19 protein-coding genes are annotated in these 20,561 nt (G+C 70.9%); 14 read left to right on the top strand and 5 right to left on the bottom strand.

Annotated elements, in window-relative coordinates:
* From ACGFNP_RS05915 to ACGFNP_RS05885, 7 genes are read left to right on the top strand one after another with little or no spacing between them, the layout of a single operon-like run.
* Positions 1-909 carry an ABC transporter permease gene (locus tag ACGFNP_RS05915; protein ID WP_358326919.1) on the top strand — a complete coding sequence of 303 codons (909 nt, stop codon included), beginning with the start codon at positions 1-3 and terminating at the stop codon, positions 907-909.
* Positions 906-1,763 (top strand): ABC transporter permease, encoded by an 858-nt coding sequence (locus tag ACGFNP_RS05910; protein WP_358326921.1) that lies wholly within the window; start codon positions 906-908, stop codon positions 1,761-1,763. The genes ACGFNP_RS05915 and ACGFNP_RS05910 overlap by 4 nt, the downstream gene beginning before the upstream one ends.
* On the top strand, positions 1,760-2,788 hold the full coding sequence (locus ACGFNP_RS05905) for an ABC transporter ATP-binding protein (RefSeq protein WP_393315317.1): 1,029 nt from the start codon (positions 1,760-1,762) through the stop codon (positions 2,786-2,788). Before ACGFNP_RS05910 ends, ACGFNP_RS05905 begins: the two co-directional genes overlap by 4 nt.
* Positions 2,785-3,522: an ATP-binding cassette domain-containing protein gene (locus ACGFNP_RS05900; protein ID WP_393315314.1), complete on the top strand. Its 738-nt coding sequence runs from the start codon at positions 2,785-2,787 to the stop codon at positions 3,520-3,522. Before ACGFNP_RS05905 ends, ACGFNP_RS05900 begins: the two co-directional genes overlap by 4 nt.
* Positions 3,519-4,487 (top strand): P1 family peptidase, encoded by a 969-nt coding sequence (locus ACGFNP_RS05895; protein WP_393315311.1) that lies wholly within the window; start codon positions 3,519-3,521, stop codon positions 4,485-4,487. Before ACGFNP_RS05900 ends, ACGFNP_RS05895 begins: the two co-directional genes overlap by 4 nt.
* Positions 4,488-4,492: 5 nt before the next feature.
* A complete protein-coding gene (locus tag ACGFNP_RS05890; RefSeq protein WP_393315309.1) occupies positions 4,493-5,143 on the top strand; it encodes an FMN-binding negative transcriptional regulator in 651 nt (216 codons plus the stop codon).
* Positions 5,140-6,201, top strand: a complete 1,062-nt coding sequence (locus ACGFNP_RS05885) for a C45 family autoproteolytic acyltransferase/hydolase (protein ID WP_393315306.1) — start codon at positions 5,140-5,142, stop codon at positions 6,199-6,201. Before ACGFNP_RS05890 ends, ACGFNP_RS05885 begins: the two co-directional genes overlap by 4 nt.
* Positions 6,202-6,206: 5 nt before the next feature.
* Here the strand turns inward: ACGFNP_RS05885 and ACGFNP_RS05880 are convergent, their stop codons facing one another.
* A complete protein-coding gene (locus tag ACGFNP_RS05880; protein WP_393315303.1) occupies positions 6,207-7,367 on the bottom strand; it encodes an acyl-CoA dehydrogenase family protein in 1,161 nt (386 codons plus the stop codon).
* A 68-nt stretch (positions 7,368-7,435) separates the two neighbouring features.
* On the opposite strand from ACGFNP_RS05880, the gene ACGFNP_RS05875 reads away from it, so the two are divergent.
* The 4 genes from ACGFNP_RS05875 (at position 7,436) to ACGFNP_RS05860 (ending at position 11,900) form a co-directional block, all read left to right on the top strand.
* A complete protein-coding gene (locus tag ACGFNP_RS05875; RefSeq protein ID WP_393315300.1) occupies positions 7,436-8,881 on the top strand; it encodes an aldehyde dehydrogenase family protein in 1,446 nt (481 codons plus the stop codon).
* Positions 8,878-10,026 (top strand): CaiB/BaiF CoA transferase family protein, encoded by a 1,149-nt coding sequence (locus ACGFNP_RS05870; protein ID WP_393315297.1) that lies wholly within the window; start codon positions 8,878-8,880, stop codon positions 10,024-10,026. Before ACGFNP_RS05875 ends, ACGFNP_RS05870 begins: the two co-directional genes overlap by 4 nt.
* Entirely contained in the window at positions 10,023-10,697 is a 675-nt protein-coding gene (locus ACGFNP_RS05865; protein WP_393315294.1) for a GntR family transcriptional regulator, read from the top strand. Before ACGFNP_RS05870 ends, ACGFNP_RS05865 begins: the two co-directional genes overlap by 4 nt.
* A gap of 312 nt (positions 10,698-11,009) precedes the next feature.
* Positions 11,010-11,900, top strand: coding sequence for a bile acid:sodium symporter family protein (locus tag ACGFNP_RS05860; RefSeq protein WP_393315291.1), 891 nt, complete (start codon positions 11,010-11,012; stop codon positions 11,898-11,900).
* A 91-nt stretch (positions 11,901-11,991) separates the two neighbouring features.
* Here ACGFNP_RS05860 and ACGFNP_RS05855 read toward each other — a convergent pair whose 3' ends face one another.
* Positions 11,992-12,159 carry a hypothetical protein gene (locus ACGFNP_RS05855; protein ID WP_393316645.1) on the bottom strand — a complete coding sequence of 56 codons (168 nt, stop codon included), beginning with the start codon at positions 12,157-12,159 and terminating at the stop codon, positions 11,992-11,994.
* On the opposite strand from ACGFNP_RS05855, the gene ACGFNP_RS05850 reads away from it, so the two are divergent.
* Positions 12,151-15,186 (top strand): BTAD domain-containing putative transcriptional regulator, encoded by a 3,036-nt coding sequence (locus tag ACGFNP_RS05850; RefSeq protein ID WP_393316600.1) that lies wholly within the window; start codon positions 12,151-12,153, stop codon positions 15,184-15,186. The genes ACGFNP_RS05855 and ACGFNP_RS05850 overlap by 9 nt on opposite strands.
* 108 nt (positions 15,187-15,294) lie before the next feature.
* On the opposite strand, the gene ACGFNP_RS05845 is transcribed toward ACGFNP_RS05850, so the two are convergent.
* The gene (locus tag ACGFNP_RS05845) at positions 15,295-16,008 is read right to left on the bottom strand and encodes an alpha/beta fold hydrolase (RefSeq protein WP_393315288.1); all 714 of its coding nucleotides are present in this window, start codon (positions 16,006-16,008) and stop codon (positions 15,295-15,297) included.
* A 164-nt stretch (positions 16,009-16,172) separates the two neighbouring features.
* Here ACGFNP_RS05845 and ACGFNP_RS05840 point away from each other — a divergent pair, with 164 nt between their 5' ends.
* Complete coding sequence (locus ACGFNP_RS05840) at positions 16,173-18,746, top strand: FAD-dependent oxidoreductase (protein ID WP_393315285.1); 2,574 nt, start codon at positions 16,173-16,175, stop codon at positions 18,744-18,746.
* A gap of 23 nt (positions 18,747-18,769) precedes the next feature.
* Here ACGFNP_RS05840 and ACGFNP_RS05835 read toward each other — a convergent pair whose 3' ends face one another.
* Complete coding sequence (locus ACGFNP_RS05835) at positions 18,770-19,369, bottom strand: class I SAM-dependent methyltransferase (RefSeq protein WP_393315282.1); 600 nt, start codon at positions 19,367-19,369, stop codon at positions 18,770-18,772.
* Positions 19,370-19,372: 3 nt separating this feature from the next.
* Positions 19,373-19,579 carry a 2TM domain-containing protein gene (locus ACGFNP_RS05830; protein WP_393315279.1) on the bottom strand — a complete coding sequence of 69 codons (207 nt, stop codon included), beginning with the start codon at positions 19,577-19,579 and terminating at the stop codon, positions 19,373-19,375.
* Positions 19,580-19,739: 160 nt separating this feature from the next.
* Here ACGFNP_RS05830 and ACGFNP_RS05825 point away from each other — a divergent pair, with 160 nt between their 5' ends.
* Entirely contained in the window at positions 19,740-20,537 is a 798-nt protein-coding gene (locus ACGFNP_RS05825) for an alpha/beta fold hydrolase (RefSeq protein WP_393315276.1), read from the top strand.
* The last annotated feature ends 24 nt before the right edge of the window (positions 20,538-20,561 follow it).

Here is a 20,561-nt window from a genome sequence, read left to right as displayed (position 1 = left end):
ATGCGGCTCCTGCTGTGGTGGGCGGGCCGGGCGCTGAGCTCGGCCGTCACCCTCCTCGGCATCTCCGTCCTGATCTTCGCGGCGCTCCGGCTGATGCCGGGCGGGTTCGCCGAGACGATCCTGGGCCCGTTCGCCACGCCCGAGCAGAAGGCCGAGCTGGCTGCCAGGTACGGGCTCGACCAGTCGGTGTTCGCGCAGTACGGGCACTGGATGGCGGCGGTCGGCACCGGGGACTTCGGCACCTCGATGATCAGCAGGCAGCCGGTCGCGGCCGAGCTGTGGGCCCGGCTTCCGGTGACCGCCCAGCTCACCCTGCTCGCGGTCGGCGCCGCCCTGCTGGCGGGGGTGCCGCTCGGCGTGCTGACCGCGCTGCGCGCCCGCCCGGGAGGCGGCGGCGCCGCCGGGCGGCTGCTGAGCGGGCTGGGCGTGAGCGTCCCCGAGTTCGCGCTGGGCAGCCTGGTGGTGTTCGTGGTCTCTCGGTACGGCCTGCAGACCAGCGGCTACCTGCTGCCCGCCGCGGTGCTGTCGATCTTCGCCATCTCGGCTACGGCCAGGACGACCCGTGACGCCGTGCTGAACGTGCTGGTCGAGCCGCACGTCACCGCCGCCGTCGCCCGGGGCGAGACGCCGTGGTTCATCGTCAGGCACCACATCCTGCGCAACGCCGCAGGGCCCGTGCTGACGCTCACCGCGACGATCACCGCCTACCTCCTGGGTGGGGCGCTGATCGTGGAGTACCTGTTCAACCTGCCGGGCATCGGCTCGTACGTCGTCCAGGCGGTCGGACGCAGGGACTACGCGGTCGTACAGGCGGGCGTGCTGCTGGCGGCCACCGTGTTCATCGTCATGAACGTCCTGATCGACCTGCTCGTCGGGCTGGTCGACCCGAGGCTCGGGAGGCGCGCGTGAACAGACCCGGACAGACGCGGGTCGAAGTGCGGCGGGCACGGCGGCTCGATCCGCTGTCGATGACCGGCCTGGGCTGCCTGCTGCTGCTCGTCCTGGTCGCGCTCGGCTCGCTGGTGCACGCCGGCGGGGACCCCGACGCGATCGTCGGCCCGCGGTTGCGGCCGCCGGGGCCGGGCTGGTGGCTGGGCACCGACAACCTGGGCCGCTCGATGCTGCCGCGCGTCATGGAGGGCGTCGGCACCACGCTGCTGCTCTCCTCGGCCGCCGTCCTGGTGACCGCCGCGCTCAGCGCGGGCTTCGGCATCCTGGCCGGATACCGCGGCGGCTACCTGAACGAGCTGGTCATGCGGGTCGTGGAGCTGCTCTACTCCTTCCCCGCCATCGTCCTGGCGATCCTGGTGGCGGCCGTCGCCGGGCCCGGCCAGCTCGCGGCGGTGGCCAGCATCGTGCTGGTCACGATCCCGCTGATGATCCGGCTGGTACGAGCCGCCGCCGTCGCCGTGGCCGAACGCGACTACGTGACCGCGGCGGCCATCAGCGGTGCCGGACTGCCCCGGATCCTCGGCCGCCACATCCTGCCGAACGTGGCCGGCACCATCGCCGTGCAGGGCACTTACGCGTTGTCGGTCGGCATCTCGGTCGAGGGCGGGCTGAGCTTCCTCGGCTTCGGCGTGCAGCCGCCGCAGGCGTCGCTCGGGGTGCTGATCCGCCAGGGCGGAACCTACATGATGGCGGCCCCCTGGCTGATCATCGGGCCCGGCGTCGTGCTGGTGCTCGCCATCCTGTCCATCAACGTGCTGGGCGACGGGCTGCGCGACCGGTTCGAGCCGAGGGAGACGAGGGCACTGATATGAGCGCGCTGCTCGAAGTGGACGGCCTGGAGGTCGACTACGGAACGGCCCGCGCCCTCGACGGCGCCGACCTGCGGGTGGCGGCGGGCGAGGCCGTCGGGGTCGTGGGGGAGAGCGGGTCCGGCAAGTCCACGCTCGGCGCGGCGATCGGCCGCCTGCTGCCCCGCCAGGCGGTGGTCAGCGCGGGCACGGTGCGCGTGGCCGGCGAGCCGGTGCTGGACCTGCCGCCCGCCGCGCTGCGGCGGCTGCGCCGGCAGCGGCTCGGCTTCGTCTTCCAGGACCCGATCGCCTCTCTCGACCCGACCATGCGGGTCGGCAACCAGCTCCGGCTCGTCTTGCGACAACAAGGCGGCAATGGTCGCGACGGCCGTGACAGCGGTCGGGACGGCGGCCACGGTGGTCGGGACGGTGGTCGCGGTGGTCGTGGCGGCGGGAGTGACGCGGACGTGGCCTTCCACCTGAAGCGGGTCAAGCTCGACGACCCGCGCGTGGCGGCCGCCTACCCGCACCAGTTGTCCGGCGGCATGGCCCAGCGGGTGGCGATCGCGCTGGCCATGGCCGCCTCGCCCGAGCTGCTGGTCGCCGACGAGCCGACCGCCTCGCTCGACAGTCAGGTGCGCGAGGAGGTGCTGAACGTGGTGTTCTCGCTGGCCCGCGAGGAGGGCACGAGCATCGTCTGGCTCAGCCACGACCTGCCCGCCGTCGCCCGCAGATGCGACCGCGTGGCGGTCATGTACGCCGGGCGCGTGGTGGAGAGCGGCCCCGCCGCCGAAGTGCTCGGCAATCCCGTCCACCCCTACACCGCCGCCCTGGCCAGATCGGCCCCCGCCGCGGCCACCCCCGGGGTGCGGCTGGAGCCGGTGCCGGGCCGCCCTCCGGTCCTGACCGGCCCCTCGGCCGGCTGCGCGTTCGCGCCCCGCTGCCCCTTCGCCGAGGACCGCTGCACCACCGAGCGCCCCGGACCGGTCCGCGTCGGCGCCCAGGACGTGCTCTGCCACCGGGCCGCCGAGCTGGAGGTGATCGCGTGATCCTCGATCTCACCGACGTCACGGTGTCCTTCACCACGGGCCCGCCGCTGCGCCGTACCCGGCTGGACGCCATGCGCGGGGTCTCGCTCTCCGTCGCCGAAGGCGAGACGCTCGGCCTGGTGGGTGAGTCGGGCTCGGGCAAGACGACCACCAGCCGGGTGGCGCTCGGGTTGCAAAGGCCCACCTCCGGCACCGTCAGGTTCGACGGCCGCCCGTTCCCCCGGCGGCGCAAGGACCTGGCCGGGCGGATGCAGGCCGTGCTCCAGCACCCGCACTGGTCGCTGAACCCGAGGATGCGCATCGGCCAGAGCGTCGCCGAGCCGCTGGCCGTACTCGGAAAAGCCGCCGGGGAGCGGGTCCCCGAGGCGCTCGAACAGGTCGGCCTGGAGGCCGGCTTCGCCGACCGCTACCCGCACGAACTGTCCGGGGGCCAGCGGCAGCGGGTGTCCATCGCCCGCGCGCTGATCACCCGGCCGAGCTTCATCGTCTTCGACGAGGCAGTCAGCGCCCTGGACGTCTCCGTCCAGGTGCAGATCCTCAACCTGCTCAAGGACCTGCAGGCGGAGTACGGTTTCGCCGCGCTGTTCATCTCCCACGACCTCGGCGCCGTCCGCTACGTGGCCGACCGGATCGCCGTCATGCGCGGCGGCGAGGTCGTCGAGACCGCCGACGCGGTCACCTTCTACACCGCACCCGAACATCCGTACTCGCGACAACTCCTGGAGTCCCTGTGACCCTCGCTCCCGTGTCGGCCTTCGCCGCCGGCGTGCCCGGTAACTCCGACCTCACGCTGACCCCGCAGCCCAGCCCGGGACGCGGCTCGGTCGCCTTCGACCTGCCCGGCGTGTACGTCGGCACCGCGGAGTACGGCGAGGGCCCCACCGGCTGCACCGTCGTGCACGTCCCCGCGGGCGCGCGGACCGCCGTGGACGCCCGCGGCGGAGCGGTCGGCCTGAGCGGCGGCTACGACTACAACCACGCCATCTGCCTGACGGGCGGCTCGGTGTACGGGATGTCGGCGATCGCCGGGGCGAGCGAGGAACTGCTGGCCCGCCGGAGCAACCGGACCAAGTGGGATGAACTCCAACTCGTCTCGGGCGCGGTGATCTACGACTTCTCCACCCGGGACAACGCCGTCCACCCCGACGGGCAGCTCGGCCGCGCCGCGCTGCGCGCCGCCGTCGAGGGCGAGTTCCCCGTGGGCAGGTGCGGCGCCGGCCGCAGCGCCAGCGCGGGCAAGGTCGAGTTCGCCCGGGCCGAGTTCGCCGGGCAGGGCGCCGCCTTCGGCACCTTCGGGGCGGTCAAGGTCCTGGTGGCGACGGTGGTCAACTCCGTCGGCGTGGTCGTGGGCCGCGACGGGACGATCCTGCGCGGCAACTACCACGCCGACGAGGACACCAGGCGCCACCCGAGTGTGGACTACGCGATCACGTCGGACGCCCCCGCCGTCATGGGCAACACCACGCTGACGGTGCTGATCACGAACGTACGGCTGGCCGACGTCGAGCTCACCCAGCTCAGCCGCCAGGTGCACGGCTCCATGCACCGGGGGATCCAGCCCTTCCACACTCAGAACGACGGCGACGTGCTGTTCGCGCTGACCACCGACGAGGTGGACCTGGGCGGGCTCAAGCCGGCCGGACTGGGCGCGCTGGCGTCGGAGATCGCCTGGGACGCCATCTTGAGCAGTGTGGAGTAAGCGGAATGTATAGCTTTCCCCGTTTTGCGGCGCCGGATTCCACGCACGTGGCGCGGCTGGTGCGGGAGAACCCGTTCGCGCTGGTGATCACCGCGACCGGCGGCGTGCCCGTGGCCACCCACGTGCCCGTCATCGTCGAGAGCGGCGGCGAGTCCACGTTCGTGGGGGCGACGCTGCTCGGCCACATGGCCAGAGTCAACCCGCACTGGCGGGCCTGGGACCCGGCTGCCACCGCTGACGGGTCCGCGCCCAAAGCGCCCGAGCCAAAGGCGCCCGAGGTGCTCGTGGTCTTCTCCAGCGCGCACGGCTACGTCTCGCCGACGAGCTACGCCGTCGACCCCGCGGTGCCGACCTGGGACTACGCGGCCGTCCACCTGACCGGCCTGATCGAGCCGCACCCCGACCCCCTGGACGTCGTGCGGCGCACCGTGGAGGCGATGGAGTCGCCGCGGACGCCGAGCTGGCGGCCCAGCCCGGCCTCCGAGGAGGTCTTCGCCAGGATCGTGTCCGGCGTGGCGGCCTTCCGCGTGCGGGTCACGGCCGAGCAGAGCGTGTTCAAGCTGAGCCAGGACAAGGACGACGAGCAGCGCCACCGGGTCCACCGCGACGCGGGCGCCGCCGTCGCGGCACTGATGGACGAGGTGGACCCCAGATGACCTTTCCCTCCTATACCTCCACCTGCCTTGACGCGGCCGGACGCGGCAGGCAGTTCGGCGCCCGCTGGCGCGAGGCCGTACACGCCAATCTCGACGGCTACCTGCGGCTGTTCGAGGTGAGCGGCGCGCACGCGGGGCGGGTCAGGGAGCTGGGCGAGCGGGCGCTCGACAGCACGGCCGCGTGGGCGCCGGAGCTCGCCGAGGAGATCGGCGGCATCGCGGCGGGATCAGGCCTGGAGCCCTGGCAGGTCGCCGTCGTCAACGCGCGCACCGAGATCCTGGCCGCGCTGCGCCACGACGGGGAGGGCGAGTGCTCCACCGCCGTCGTGCTCGGCGGCGGGCTGCCGCCGCGCACGACGCAGACCTGGGACTGGCACGACCACCTGCGCGACGCGCCGCTGCTGTGGGCGTACGAGCCGCGCGAGGGACACAAGGTACGGACCTTCACCGAGTTCGGGGTGCTGGCCAAGATCGGCGTGAACAGCGCGGGACTGGGCGCGCACTTCAACATCCTGCGCCACGAGTCGGACCACGCGAACGCCGGCGTGCCCGTGCACGTGGTCGCCCGCCGGATCCTGGACGAGGCCGCCACCCTGGAGCAGGCCACCGAGATCGCCAGGTCGGCCAGGACGTCGGCGTCCACCGTGATCACCGTGGTCACCGTGGAAGGGGCCAGGTCGCTGGAGATCTGCCCGGACGGCGTCGCGGTCGTCGAGGCGGACGCCGCCGGTGTCCTGCTGCACGCCAACCACTTCCTGGACGGCGCGCTGAGCGCGGGGGAGCGGCTGGGCACCGAGCGGCCGGGCACCTACGCCAGGCTCGAACACCTGGAGGAGCGGACCGGCGAGCTGGGCGACCTGGACGCCACGGCCAGGGCGCGGGCGATGACCAGCCACGGGCCGGTGGCACCGGTCTGCGCGCACGCCGACCCCGCGCTGCCGCTCGACCAGCGCTGGGAGACGCTCGCGGTGATCAGCCTGGACGTGGCCGCGGCTGAGATGCGGGTGCACAAGGGCAGGCTCTGCCAGGTCACCGATGCGACCTGGCAGACCTTCTGAGCCCGTCAGTGGAACGCGGGCACCCCGGTCAGCGCCTTGCCCACCACCAGCGTGTGGATCTCCGAGGTGCCCTCGTAGGTCAGCACGGACTCCAGGTTGACCGCGTGCCTGATCACCGGGTACTCCAGGGTGATGCCGCTCGCGCCGAGCAGCGTGCGGCACGTCCTGGCGATGTCGATCGCCTCGCGCACGTTGTTCAGCTTGCCGACGCTCACCTGCTCGGGGGTGAGCTCGCCCCGCTCCTTCAGCCGCCCGAGATGCACCGCCAGCAGCAGCCCCTTGCCCAGCTCCAGCGTCATGTCGGCGAGCTTCTCCTGGGTGAGCTGGAAGGAGGCGAGCGGCCGGGCGAAGATCTCCCGCTCGGCCGCGTAGGCGAGCGCCGTCTCCAGGCAGTCGAGCGCCGCGCCCATCGCGCCGAACACGATGCCGAACCGGGCCTCGTTCAGGCAGCCGAGCGGCCCGGACAGGCCGCGGGCGCCGGGCAGCATCGCCTCTCGCGGGAGCCGCACGCCGTCCAGCACCAGCTCGCTCGTCACGCTCGCGCGCAGGGAGACCTTCCGCTTGAGATCGTGTACGGCGAAGCCGGGCGTCCCCGCGGGCACCAGGAAGCCGCGGATGCCCTCCTCGGTCCGCGCCCAGACCACGGCCACGTCGGACACCGAGCCGTTGGTGATCCACATCTTGGTGCCGTTCAGCACCCAGTCGGAGCCGTCGCGCTTGGCCGTCGTCCGCATGCCCGCCGGGTCGGAGCCGAAGTCGGGCTCGGTCAGGCCGAAGCAGCCGATGCGCTCACCGGCCGCCATCGCGGGCAGCCACTCGTGCTTCTGCTCCTCGCTGCCGTACTTCCAGATCGCGTACATGGCCAGCGAACCCTGCACCGAGACCAGGCTGCGCAGGCCGGAGTCGGCCGCCTCCAGCTCCAGGCAGGCCAGGCCGTAGGCGACGGCGCCGAGGCCCGCGCAGCCGTACCCGTCGAGGTGCATGCCGAGGACGCCGACGGACCCGAGCGTGCGGGCCAGCTCGCGGGCGGGCAGCGCGCCCGCCTCGAACCAGTCCGCGACGTACGGCCGGATCTCCCGGTCGCACACCTGGCGGACGGTCTGGCGGATGTCGCGCTCCTCGTCGGTGAGCAGACCGTCGATGGCGAAGAGGGCGGAGGGGTGCATGTCCACGCTCCCTGTATTTTGGATCCAATATTGATTATCCAATATGACACAGTTAAGGTGCGTTGACCATGGACATCCTGAACCTCGTAGACGGCCGCTGGATCGAGGGATCCGGCGCGGAGTTCACCGACACCAACCCCGCCAGGCCGGATGAGGTCGTCGCCCGCGGCCACGCCGCCTCATCCGAGCAGGTGGAGCTGGCGATCCGGGCGGCCCGCGCCGCCGCCCCCGGCTGGCGGGCCACCCCGCACCACGAACGCGCGGCCGTGCTCTCCGGGGCCGCCGCCCTGATCGACGCCGCCGCCGAGGAGTGGGGCCGCGAGCTGAGCCGCGAAGAGGGCAAGACCCTGCCCGAGGGTGTGGCGGAAGTACGCGGCGCGGCCAGGATCCTGCGTTACTACGCCGCCGAGGCCGACCGGGAGAGCGGCGAGATCTACGCCTCCCCCCGCCGCGGCGAGAACCTCCTCGTCATGCGCAAGCCGGTCGGCGTGGCCGGGGTGATCACCCCGTTCAACTTCCCGATCGCGATCCCCGCCTGGAAGCTGGCGCCCGCCCTCACCTACGGCAACACGGTCGTGTGGAAGCCGTCCTCGCTCGTCCCGCTGCTCGCCGCCCGCCTGGCCGGCGCGCTCGCCGACGCCGGACTGCCCGCCGGCGTGCTCAACCTCGTCTACGGCGAGGCCGACGCGGGCGCGGCGATCATCGGCCACCCCGGCGTGGACGTGGTCTCCTTCACCGGGTCCACCGAAGTGGGCCGGGCCGTCATCGCGCGCTGCGGCGAGCTGGCCAAGCCGGTGCAGACCGAGATGGGCGGCAAGAACGCCGCCGTCGTCCTGGCCGACGCCGACCTCGACCACGCGGCCGAGCAGGTGTGCGCGGGCGCCTTCCGGTCCACCGGGCAGAAGTGCACAGCCACCTCCCGGCTGGTCGTCGAAGAGTCCGTCGCCGACGAACTGCTGCGCAAGGTGGCCGCCAGGGCGGCGGAACTCGTCGTCGGCGACCCACTCGGCGCCGGGGTGGATATGGGCCCGCTGGTCAGCGCCGCGGCCAGGGACCGGGTGTCGGCGGGTGTGCGCGACGCGCTCGGGCAGGGCGCCACCGTGCTGGCGGGCGCGCGGCCGTACACCGAGGGTGACCTCGCGGCCGGCTGGTTCACCCCGCCGACCGTGCTCGCGCTGCCGGGCACCGACGTGGACGTGTGGAGCAGGGAGCTGTTCGGCCCCGTCGTGGGCGCCGTGCGGGCCTCAGGTCCCGAGGAGGCGCTGCGGCTGGCCAACCACAGTGAGCACGGCCTGTCGGCGGCGATCTTCACCAGGGACCTCGGCGCCGCCCTCCAAGCCGTCGAACACCTGGAGGTCGGCGTGCTGCACGTCAACTCCGAGTCGGCGGGCACCTTCCCGTGGGTGCCGTTCGGCGGGACCAAGCTCAGTGGCTTCGGGCCCAGGGAGCAGGGGCGGGCGGCCCGCGAGTTCTTCACCCAGACCGTGACCGTCTACCTGGGGGCGCCGGCGTGAGCGAGCGCAGTGAGCGAACCGGCGAGCACAGCGGCGGCGCCTTGTCCGGGCTGCTGGTCGCCGACTTCAGCCGGGTGCTGGCCGGGCCGTACGCGACCATGCTGCTGGCCGACCTCGGCGCCGACGTCGTCAAGGTGGAACGCCCCGGCGCCGGCGACGACACGCGCTCGTGGGGGCCGCCGCACGCCGGGGGAGTGGCCACCTACTTCCTGGCCGTCAACCGCAACAAGCGCTCGATCGCCCTCGACCTGCGCGACCCGGCCGACCTGGAGGTGGCCCGCGCGCTGGCCGCCCGCGCCGACGTGCTCGTCGAGAACTTCAAGCCCGGCACCATGGACCGGCTGGGCCTCGGCTACGCCGAATTGAGCGCCGCCAACCCCGGGCTGGTCTACTGCTCGATCACCGGGTTCGGCGCGGGCAAGGGCGCGGAACTGCCCGGGTACGACCTGATCGCGCAGGCCGTCGGCGGGCTCATGAGCGTGACGGGCGAGCCGGACGGTCCCGGCACGAAGGCGGGCGTTGCCCTCGTCGACGTGATCACCGGGCTGCACGCGGGGCTCGGCGTCCTGGCCGCGCTGCGCCATCGCGACGCCACCGGGCAGGGACAGCGGGTGTCGGTGTCGCTGCTGTCGTCGCTGCTGTCGGCCCTGACCAACCACGCCTCCGGGTACGCCGCCGCCGGGGTGGTGCCGAAGGCCATGGGGAACCGGCATCCGAGCATCGTGCCGTACGAGGTGTTCCAGGCCGCCGACCGGCCGATCGTCATCGCGGCCGGGAACGACCGGCAGTTCCGCGCCCTGTGCGAGGTGCTGGGCCGGGCCGACCTGGCCGAAGATCCCCGGTTCGCCGCCAACAGCGGCCGGGTCGCCTGCCGGGAGGAGCTCGTGGGCGAGCTCGACCGGGCGCTGGCGGCGCGCACGGCCGACGAGTGGTTCGCCGCGCTCACCCCGGCCGGGGTGCCGTGCGGGCCGATCAACACCCTGGACGCGGCGTTCGCCTTCGCCACGGAACTGGGGCTGGAGCCACTGGCCGGCGATCAGGTGGCCAACCCCATCGGCCTCGGCGCGACACCGCCCGCGTACCGCCTCCCGCCCCCCTCGCTTGGGCAGGACGCGGACTGGGTCCGTGAGATATTGGGGCAATGACCTCGGTAGAAGGGCACCGCAGGCCGCCCACGGCCCAGCAGTTCGTCCTGGAGGAGCTCAGGCGGGCGATCACCACGGGCCGCCTGCGCCCGGGCGACCCGATCAGGCAGGAGGCGCTGGCCGAGGAGTTCGACGTCAGCCGGGTCCCGTTGCGCGAGGCGCTGAAGACGCTGGAGGGCGAGGGGCTGGTCACGTACAAGGCGCACCGCGGCTACTGCGTGCAGCGGCTGTCGCTCGACGACCTGCGCGAGGTCTACCTGATCCGCGAGCTGCTCGAGGCCGAGGCGGTCCGCCGCGCCGTCGAGCACCTCACCGACGCCGGCCTGGAGGCCGCCGAACGCGCGCAGGCCGAGGTCGAGCGGGCCGCGGCGGCGGGCGACGTGCTGGAGATGGCCGAGGCCAACCGCCGCTTCCACATGATGATCTTCGAGTGGTCGGCGCTGCCGCGGCTGGTCCGGCTGATCAGGACACTGTGGGACTCCACCGACGCCTACCGCTCCCTGTACTACGGCGAAGAGCCCAACAGGCAGCGGGTCATCGAGGAACACCGCGCCACACTCGACCTCCTGCGCCGCCGCGACGCGGAGGCCGTGGTGCGCGTGCTGGCCGCGCATCGTGCCCACGCGGTGACCGCCATAGAGGCGCAACTGGCTCCCGGTACGGTCGGCTGACCGGCGGGTTCGGCGCGGCGGACTTCTAGCCCTCGTGACCTGCGGTAAAGCGCGCACGAGCCATGCGGGTGAGATGAGGTTCAAGGGCTGCCACCGCGGCCTTTTGCAGGGCTGACGGCGGAGCATCTGATTTCCGTGACGGAATACCAGCAGCTGAACGCCCTTGCATAGGTCAGCGTGGACCAGCACCGCCGGTCAGGCGGACCGGGTCGTCGATCGCGCTACGCGCCGTTCGACCTGCATCCTTTAGATCAGTCAGCCTGGAACCTGACAAGCCTTGGACCCTCCCAGGATTTGTCAGTATGCCCGAGAATGTCCGCCATGGGCTCCTCATTGATCTTGGCCAGCCTGCCTTTTGCCATCGGCATCGTCATGTTCGGCCTGGGCCTCAGCCTGACCCTGGACGACTTCCGGCGGGTGGGACAGTATCCGAAGGCGGCCGTGGTCGCGCTGCTGTGCCAAATCGTGCTGCTGCCGACGATCTGCTTCGGCCTGGTGCTCGCCTTCGGGCTTCCGCCGGAGTTGGCGGTCGGGATGTTGCTGGTCGCGGCGTCGCCCGGTGGCCCCACGGCCAATCTGTTCAGCCACCTGTTCGGCGGGAACGTCGCGCTGAATGTAACGCTCACCGCGATCAACTCGGTGCTGGCCGTGGTCGCCCTGCCGATCGTGGTGAACCTCTCAGCCAGGTACTTCTTACCCGATGGGGCTGCCCTCGGCCTGCAGTTCGACAAGATACTGCAGGTCTTCGTGATGGTGGTCGTACCGGTCGCGATCGGGATGCTCGTGCGTGCGAGGGCGCCGGAGGTGGCGCAGCGGCTCAACCTCCCCGTCCGGGCACTGTCGGTCGTGGTCCTGATCGGGGTCATCTACGCTGTGCTGTACTCGGAGCGGGAGAATCTCCTCGGCTATTTCGTCTCGGTCGGGCTGGCCGCGTTGGCTTTTAACATCGTGAGCCTGCTGATCGGCTACAGCGTGCCGCGCCTGGCGGGCGTCGATCATAGAGCGGCGACCGCGGCTGGGTTTGAGATCGGTATCCACAACACCGGGCTCGCCATCACGGTCGCGCTGAGCCCGACGCTGTTGAACAGTGCCGAGATTGCTATTCCGGGTGCGGTGTACGGCATTGTCATGTTCTTCACGGCGACCGGGTTCGGCTGGTTGATCAGCCGTCGAGCTCGAAGGTCGGTCGTAGGAGCCTCCTGAACAGGCCCGTATACTCGGTGCACGCTGCTATCTGGCACAGGTCACACGCGGACAAATCTGTCATGTTCATCCGGGAGTCGACGTGACCAGGCTAGCCCACCCCGTCAGGCCCGACGGCGAAGGTCCGCCGACCGGTGCCGGCTCGCTGCGCCTGCAGGTCCTCGGTCCGTTGCGGCTGTGGCGCGATGATGCCGAATTGGACGCCGGCCCCCGGCAGCAGGCGCAGCTGCTGGCCCTGCTCCTGGCACGCGTGGGCCATCCGGTCAGCACAAGCGAATTGATCGACCTGATCTGGGCCGATGACGCCCCCACCAGCGCGCGCAACGTCGTGCAGAAGTACATTGGGGCATTGCGGCGGGTGCTCGAACCCGCGGTCCCCGCCCGGGCAGCCGGTACATACCTGCATCGCCGCGGCAACGCGTACGTGTTCAGTGCCGGCCCCGGCACGCTGGATCTCGTCACGTTCCGGGAACTCCTCAAAGCGGCTCAGGCCGCCCTCGCCCAGCACGCTTACGAAGCGGCGCTCGACCACTACGTCGAAGCACTCGGCCTCTGGCGTGGCCCCGCGGGGGACGGACTGTCCTATGGATCGACCGCGATGTCGATCTTGGCCGCCCTCGACGACGAGTTCTACGCGGCCTGTGCGGCAGCGGCCGAACTGGCCGTGTCGTTACGCCGGCCGGAGCGGGTGATCCGGCCGTTGCAGCTGGCCGCGTCGATGGCCCCGTTCCACGAACCCGTACATGCCGGCCTCATCACCGCCCTCGGCGCCGTTGGACGGCAGGCGGAGGCGCTGTCAGCGTTCCACGCGGTCCGTGCCCGCCTCGCCGAAGAGCTCGGCATCGACCCCGGTTCGGCGCTGCAGGCTGCGCACCTGCGAGTGCTGACGCAGGCGCCGGCATCGCCGGTGGTGACGGGCACGGAGAGTGAGAGTGACCACCCACCGGCGAGGCAGGCAGCCGGACTGGTCGGCCGGGGCGAGGAACTCGGCGTGCTGTGGCAGGCGATCGAGGCGGCGCTCACCGGCCGCACCGGGCTCGCTGTCGTCGAAGGCGAACCGGGCGTGGGCAAGACGCGCCTGCTGGAAGAGGCCGCCGCCGCCGCGGACCAGCGTGGCGCGCTCGTCGTCTGGGCTTCCTGTCTGGAGGGCGACGGAACACCATCGATGTGGCCATGGGAGCAGGCGCTCGCCCTTGTCCTCGACAGCCTGCCCGCGTTGGCGCGCGAGAAGTGGCTGGCCAGCGAACTCGGTCGCCTCCTCGAACCTCGAGACGATGACACCGCGCCGCCGGTTTCCGGCGGCCGCGCCCAGTTCCGCCTGTTCGAACAGGTCGTCACCTTCATCGGCCAGGCCTCGGCCGGACGGCCGACGCTGCTCGTTTTAGATGACCTTCAATGGATTGATGCCACCTCGCTCCAGCTGTTCGGCCATCTGACGGGCCGGCTACCCGCTGGCACTGCGATCATTTGCGCCCTTCGCGATCGCGCACCCACACCCAGCCCCGACCTTTCGCGGGTAATGGCCGCCGCCAGCCGGCTGCCCAGCCATCGCAGGATCCAACTCGGCCCGCTCAGCCTGGCTGACGTGGCCGAACTCATCCGCCGTGAGACCGGCCACGAACCCGCAGCGGACATCGCCCGCAACATCCACGTTCGCACTTCCGGCAATCCTTTCTTCGTCTGCGAACTGTATCGGCTCCTCAGCGACCGCGGCGCGCTCAGCGACGGCGACGCATCCGCCCGGGGCGGGGTGCCGTCGACCGTGCGAGACGTCGTCCGCGATCGGATGACGGGCCTCGACGACAGCGCTCGCGACCTGCTGCGCGTCGCCGCGCTGATCGGCCGCGACGTCGACCTCGGCTTACTCGCCCGCGCCGCCGGTGTCGACGTCGCAGCCTGCCTTGAATACCTCGAACCGCTGCGCGCGCTCGGCCTGCTCGCGACGGTGCCGGACGATCCGTTCTCGTGGCGCTTCGCGCACGACCTGGTTCGCGAATCGATCATGGAGACAACGGAGCAGCTGCGGGCCGTCCGGCTGCACCTGCGTATCGCGGACGCGCTCGAAGAAAGCCAAGCGAACGACGAGTCCATCACCGAACGTCTCGCCTTCCACCTGTCTGCCGCCGGCCCCCTCGCCGACCCGGTCCGTACCGTGGAGGCGCTGAAGCGCGCCGGTCGTCGCGCGGCGACCAAGCTCGCGTTCGCTGCCGCCGATCGGCACCTGGAGTCGGCCGCCCAGCTCGCGCGGACCGCCGGGCTCCCGGAACTCGAGCTCTCCGCTCTCTCGTTACTCGCCATCGCCCCGCGTCGGCAAGCCGGGTTCGGCGGCACCACGTTCGATCTGCTGGAGCGTGCGGAACGTCTGGCCCGCCAACTCGGCCGGGAGGTTGAAGCCGCCGGCCTCCTCTTCGCTCGCCTGTTCGGGGCCTACACCTTCCTGGAGTGGGACCGCGTTCGCCTGGTCCGCCGCCTGTACGAACAAGGGGAGGCGTCTTCCGATCCGGTCGTCCGTGTGTACGGCCGGCAAGCCTGGGGCCTGCACCGGTGGGACATCGGCAACATCGGCGAGGCATACCAGTGCTTCAGCGAGAACAACCCCGCCCTTCTCGACGGGGTCGTCTCCCCGCACAGCGAGACCCCGATCCGGCGTGATGTCTCGGGTGAATGGCCCGGCTGGCGGGCCGTCGTGACCGCACTGCACGGTGACATCGGGACGGCGGAGACCATAATCGACAAATGGAACGGCCCCGACGACTCGTATGCGGTCGCCACCTGGGCCTACTACACCACGATCATTGCTTCGATGGCCGGTGACGCGGGCTGGGTGATGCGCACGATCGAGCGGTGGATGGCCGTGGGCACTGGCCGCGCCGCCATTCAGCAGGAGCACTACATACGGCTGAGCTGGTACTGGGCCCGTGCACTCGTCGGCGATGACCCGGCCGGTATCGCGGCGGAGGCCGAACAGCTCATGGCCGGGACGCTGGTCGACCCGCCGCGATGGGGCGTCGCGTACCACTACGGACTGATCGCCGAGATGCGGCTGGCCGCCGGGATGCCGGACGAGGCGGGCATCGCCCTCGACCGAGCGGACCAGGCTCTTGATGCCTACGGTCAACGCTACGCCGAAGGACTGATCCTGCTGCTGCGGGCGCGCCTGCTCCACGCCCGCGGCGAACCCGCCGAAGTCGTACGAGTCGCTGCCGAGAAGGCCCGCGACCGGTCCAACGAACGCGGGGCTCACCTCTTCGCCCGCCGCGCCGAGAAGTTCCTTGCCGAGCTTTGATCGCACTGCTCAGCACCAGAACGCCCATTGCGTCGAACTGGCCGTCGGCGCACGTCCTGCTCAGTTGCAGAGACGCCGCTTGCCGCCGGATATGGCGCGCCTCGTCTTTCAGGTGTTTTCACTCGCCGCCCTGTCGATGAAGGCCGCGGTCGGGCCCGGATGTGAGACGAACACCAGGTGCGAGGCGCCCTCGACGACCTGGACCTTCGCGCCGGAGCGCTGGGCCATGAACTCCTGCGCGGCCGGCGGGATGATCCGGTCGGCGCCGCTGATCAGGTTGTAGTTCGGGATCGTGTGCCAGGCCTGCGGGCCGGCGGCGGGCTCGCCGAGGGCGGCGCCGGTGGCCGGGCGCTGGGTGATCGCGAAGAGCGCGGCTTCCTCGGCAGGCAGATCCCCCGCGAAATGGGGATGGAACACCCGCGGGTCGATGTAGAGGTCGACCTGCCCGCCGGGCAGCGGCACGGGTTTGAGGGACTCGCCCACGGTGCTGCCCGGGAACTTCTCGACCAGCTCCTGTACGCTCTCGCCCGTCTCCGGCACGAATGCCGCCAGATAGACCAGCGCCTTCACCTCGGGGTTCCCGGTGGCGGCAGCGGAGACGACGGCGCCACCGTATGAGTGGCCGACCAGCACGATCGGTCCCTCGATGCTGTTCAGCAGGGCCTTGACCTGCTCCGCGTCGGAGGAGAGCCCCCGAAGCGGGTTCGCCGCGGCGACGACCGGATAGCCGGCGGCGATGAGTCGGTTGACGATCGCGGTGAAGCCGCTGCCTTCCGCGAAGGCTCCGTGCACGAGCACGATCGTCGGTTTCCTGTGTGCCATTTCCCAACCTCTCAGGACGTGATGGTGGAAGGCTACGGCGGCGGACTGAACGGGAAATGGACGTGAACGAGCGTCGTTCCGCGACGGAATTCCCAGATCGTTCCGTCCGCGTCAAGTCGGCTCCGCCAATCTGACCCCGCAGGACGGACAAGCCGGGGGTGTGGATGGTCTCGTACGAGGAAGCCGACGTCGTTGTGATCGGTTCGGGTATGGGCGGTCTCGCCGCGGCCCGTACGATCGCGCAGTTCGGCGGGAAACGGGTTCTTGTTCTCGAGCAGCACTACACGCTCGGCGGGATGACGCACGAGTTCTCCCGGGCCGGGCGATACGAGTTCGGCACCGGGCTGCACTACATCAGCGCGAATGCCGGCCCGTTCCTCGAGTTCATGACGGACGGGCGGGTGCAGCTCTCGCCGCTGCCGGACGACTACGACATCCTGCACTTCCCGGGGTTCGATTTCGCCGTCCCCGCCACGAAGGAACGGTTCAGGGCGCGCCTCGCGGAACGGTTCCCGGCCGAGGCCGACGCCATCGACGGCTTCTTCCGGACCACACGCTGGGCCATGTCCGGGCTCGCGGCGCGCAATGTCTTCGCGTCCTTCTCCGCCGGCGTACGAAAGGTGGGCTGGCCCATCGTCGAGCAGCTCTTCCCGTCGATGTATCGATCGTTGACGGATCAGCTCTCCCGAAGCTTCCGCGATCCGCATCTGCGGGCCGTTCTCGCCGCCCGGTGGGGACTTTATGGCATTCCGCCCTCGTCGAGTGCGTTCGGCTATCACGCCGCGGTCCCGCTGACCTTCTTCATGGAAGGGACGGCGCACCCCGTGGGCGGGCCCAAGGAGCTCTCCCGGATCATTCTGGAGATCCTTCAGCGGTACGGCGTGGTGCTGCGCCCCCGGCAACGGGTCAGCGAGATCGCTGTCGAGCGGGGCAAGGTGGCCGGTGTCGACGTCGAGGACACCGCCACCGGCCGGCGCTACCGCGTACGGACGAACACCGTCGTCTCGGCGGCCGGGGTGCGCAACACCTACGCCCTGATCGGGAAGAGCCAGGAGCTGGGGGATCTGCCCGGGGAACCGTCGGCGGTCATGCTGTTCCTCGGGATGGACCGGTCGCCGGCCGCGTTCGGGATCCGCGGCGAGAACCACTGGTTCATGCCGGACCTCGACGACCACGACGGCTTCCGTCGTCCACCCGGGGAAGGCACGCTGTACGTCTCGTTCGCCTCGCTCAACAACCCGGCCGCCCGCTTCCACACGGTGGAGGTGCTGGAACTCGTCGATCCCAGGGTGGTCGACCAGTGGCGCGGGACGCCTGCGGAAGAGCGGCCGGAAAGCTACCGCAAGCTCAAGGATGACCTGACCGAGCGGCTGATCGCCCGCCTGGAGGAACGATGGCCCAATTTCCGGGACGCGATCGCGTTCGCCGAGCTCGCGACCCCGCTGTCGTTCGAGATCTATCAGCACAGCGTTCTCGGCTCCTTCTACGGTCTCGCGGCGACTCCTCAACGGCTGCGGTCACCACGGGCGGGATGCCGCACGCCTGTCAAGGGTCTCTTCGTGGCCGGGCAGGACGCCTGGGGCTCCGGCGTGGTTGGGGCGCTGGCCGGCGGGCTGATGGCCGCGAACGCGGTGCTCAAGCCGCGGCAGCTCGGAACCATGTGGCGAGCCATCCGCTCCGGCGGGGTGGCCCCGGACCCGGCCACGCCTTGGCAGGGATACCTGCGGGTGGCCGCGATGGAGACGCTGACCCCGACGGTCCGGCGGATCCGCCTCGAACCCCTGAGCACCGACGCGATGCCGTTCTCGTTCATCGCCGGGCAGTACCTGAAGATCGACCTGCCTGTCGCCATCGAGCCGATCGAACGCTCGTACTCGATCTGTAGTGGCCCTGGGGCGAATGGCTTCGTCGAGATCGCGGTCAAGCACGAGCCCGACGGGCTCGGCTCGTCCTTCCTGCACGAAGAGCTGGCGGTCGGCCAGGCGTTGCGGGTGAGCGGCCCGCACGGCGAGTTCACCTGCGATCCCGCACATGACCTCACGGCCGGAACGCTGTTGCTGATCGCCGGGGGCGTGGGAATCACGCCGCTGATGAGTGTGCTGGGCGCGGCCGCCGACGCCGGTCACACAGGGCGGATCGTGTTGCTGGCCAGCTATCGGACCGAGGACGAGGTCGCCTTCCGGCCGGAGATCGAGGCGCTGCGGGAACGCCTGACCGGGCTCGAGGTGTCGATCTTCGTGACCGGGCGGAACGGCCGGATCGGCGTCGACGTGCTCCGCGCGTACGCCGAAGACGCCTACCGAGTCCACCTCTGCGGTCCTGCATCGATGATGCAGGACCTGATCGGTCATTTAACGGAACTGCGGGTGCCGCGCGAGGCCATCCACACCGAGGCGTTCGTGTCCGGCCGGAGCAAGGAGAGCCGCCAGGAGAAGGCACACGCCATCGCCCTGACCGCCGCGGCGGCCGGCGTCACCGAGTTCACCATCGGCATGGCCGACGGCGGCCCGGCCTTTCCCTGCCGCCCCGGGCAGTCTGTCCTCGACGCCGCCAACGCCGCCCACGTCCTGCTGCCCCAGTCGTGCGGCGAAGGCGCCTGCGGCACCTGCCGCGTACGGGTCGTCTCCGGCGCCTACGAGACCGACACCCGGGGATTGTTCTCCACCGACGAGCTGGCCGCGGGCTGGCGGCTGGCCTGCCAGACCCTACCCACCCAGGACCTGACGATCGCCCCTTAGCAGTGGCGTCCGGGTACTGATCGTCAGCGCACCGTGACGTCCACGTCGACCTCCCCCGGGCGACGGCAGTAGTAGACCAAAGCGGGTGGGAGATTCGCCCACACCGTCCGGCTGATGACCACCTCGTCGAACCGCGACCGCAAGGAGCACAGCAGGCGCCGAGCCGGCGGGGCCCATCGAGCATGCACGTAGGCGAAGGTGGTGAACACGCCGTGCGGTGACAGGGACGCCACGACCGAGGACAGCACGTCGCGCTGCTGATTTTCGGGAAATGCCGCCCATGGAAGGCCGCTGACCACGACGTCGGCCTGGCGCAGCCCACGCTGCGCCAGCACCGTGGCGAGGTCGGTCGCGTCCGCATGAACGACGTCGACCTCCGGGTGGAGGGCGGCCAGCTTCTGCGCGAACCGTGCATTGACCTCGACGGCTATGTGCCGGCCGCGTCCGGCGAGACGCCGCTGGATGGCTGCGGTGAACGAGCCGGTACCCGGTCCGAGTTCCACGACGATGGGAGAGCTGGTACTGGGGACGGCCGCCGTCGCCACCCTGGCCAATGCCGGGCTGCTCGGCGCGACCGCGCCCACCGTCATGGGATCGCGTACGAACTCGAGAAAGAACGACACCGTTCAATCCCGCCGGGAAGGCGAGGAGACCGCCCAGATGTGGAACGCCAGCCCGATACCCCAGGCGACCAGCGAATACAGCGGCCAGAAGAAGTGCTGCGGGGTGAAAAACCACCACACCACGACCTGCACCACATGCGCCACGACGTAGCAGATGACATGGACCCGCAGGCCCACCTTCAGTTGACGCTCGCTTTTTCTCGATCTCATCTCGACCTGTCCTTCGACGCCCTACCTGCACGACGGCGCCAGGCTAGATCGGCACACTTTACGAGGAGGGAACCGTTCGTGAACCCGGCCGTGCAGAGATCGTCAAGTCCCCGACCCTACGCTGACCAGCGATCAACCTCTGCCGAAAGGTTCCACATCCATGACGACAACTCGCCGTACCCTGCTTGCCGGATCGGCCGCGGCCACCGCCGGCGCCCTGCTCGGCGCGCCCGCGGCGCAGGCACACACCCGGCCGGAGGGCAGGTCCAAGCCGACAGTCGTGCTGGTGCACGGCGCATTCGCCGATGCCTCCGGCTGGAACGGCGTCGCCGCCCGGCTCATCCGCGACCGCTACCCGGTCCTCGCCCCGGCGAATCCGCTGCGCGGCGTGGCCGCCGACGCCGCCTACCTGGCCGGCATCCTCGCCACGCTCAGCGGCCCGCTGGTGCTCGTCGCGCACTCGTACGGCGGGATGGTGATCACGAACGCCGCGACCGGCAACGCCAACGTGAAGGCGCTGGTCTACGTCGCCGCGTTCACCCCCGATCAGGGGGATACGCTGCTGAGCCTCCAGACGAAGTACCCCGGGAGCAAGCTGGGGGAGACGGCGCTGGACTTCCGTCCCTACGGTGAGGGCCTCGTCGACGGGTACGTCAAGCACGAGGTCTTCCGCGAGGTCTTCGCCGGCGACCTGCCGAGCGCAACCACCGACCTGATGTGGGCCGGCCAGCGACCGAGCGACGTGCGCGCGCTGCAGGAGCCGTCCGGGGCCCCGGCGTGGAAGGAGATCCCCTCCTGGTCCCTCGTGGCCCGCGATGACAAAGTACTCCCGGCCGCGGCGCAACGGTTCATGGCGCAGCGGGCCGGCGCACATACCGCCGAGGTCAAGGCCTCGCACGTCGCGATGATCTCGCAACCTGCCGTGACGGCTGACCTCATCAAGCGCGCCGCACGTTAGCCACGCTTCTCGCACCGATCTTCC

Source organism: Nonomuraea sp. NPDC049269 (assembly GCF_043197155.1).
Lineage (GTDB): Bacteria > Actinomycetota > Actinomycetes > Streptosporangiales > Streptosporangiaceae > Nonomuraea.
Note: the sequence above shows the minus strand (reverse complement) of the source record. Positions and strands in the feature narration are given on the sequence as shown.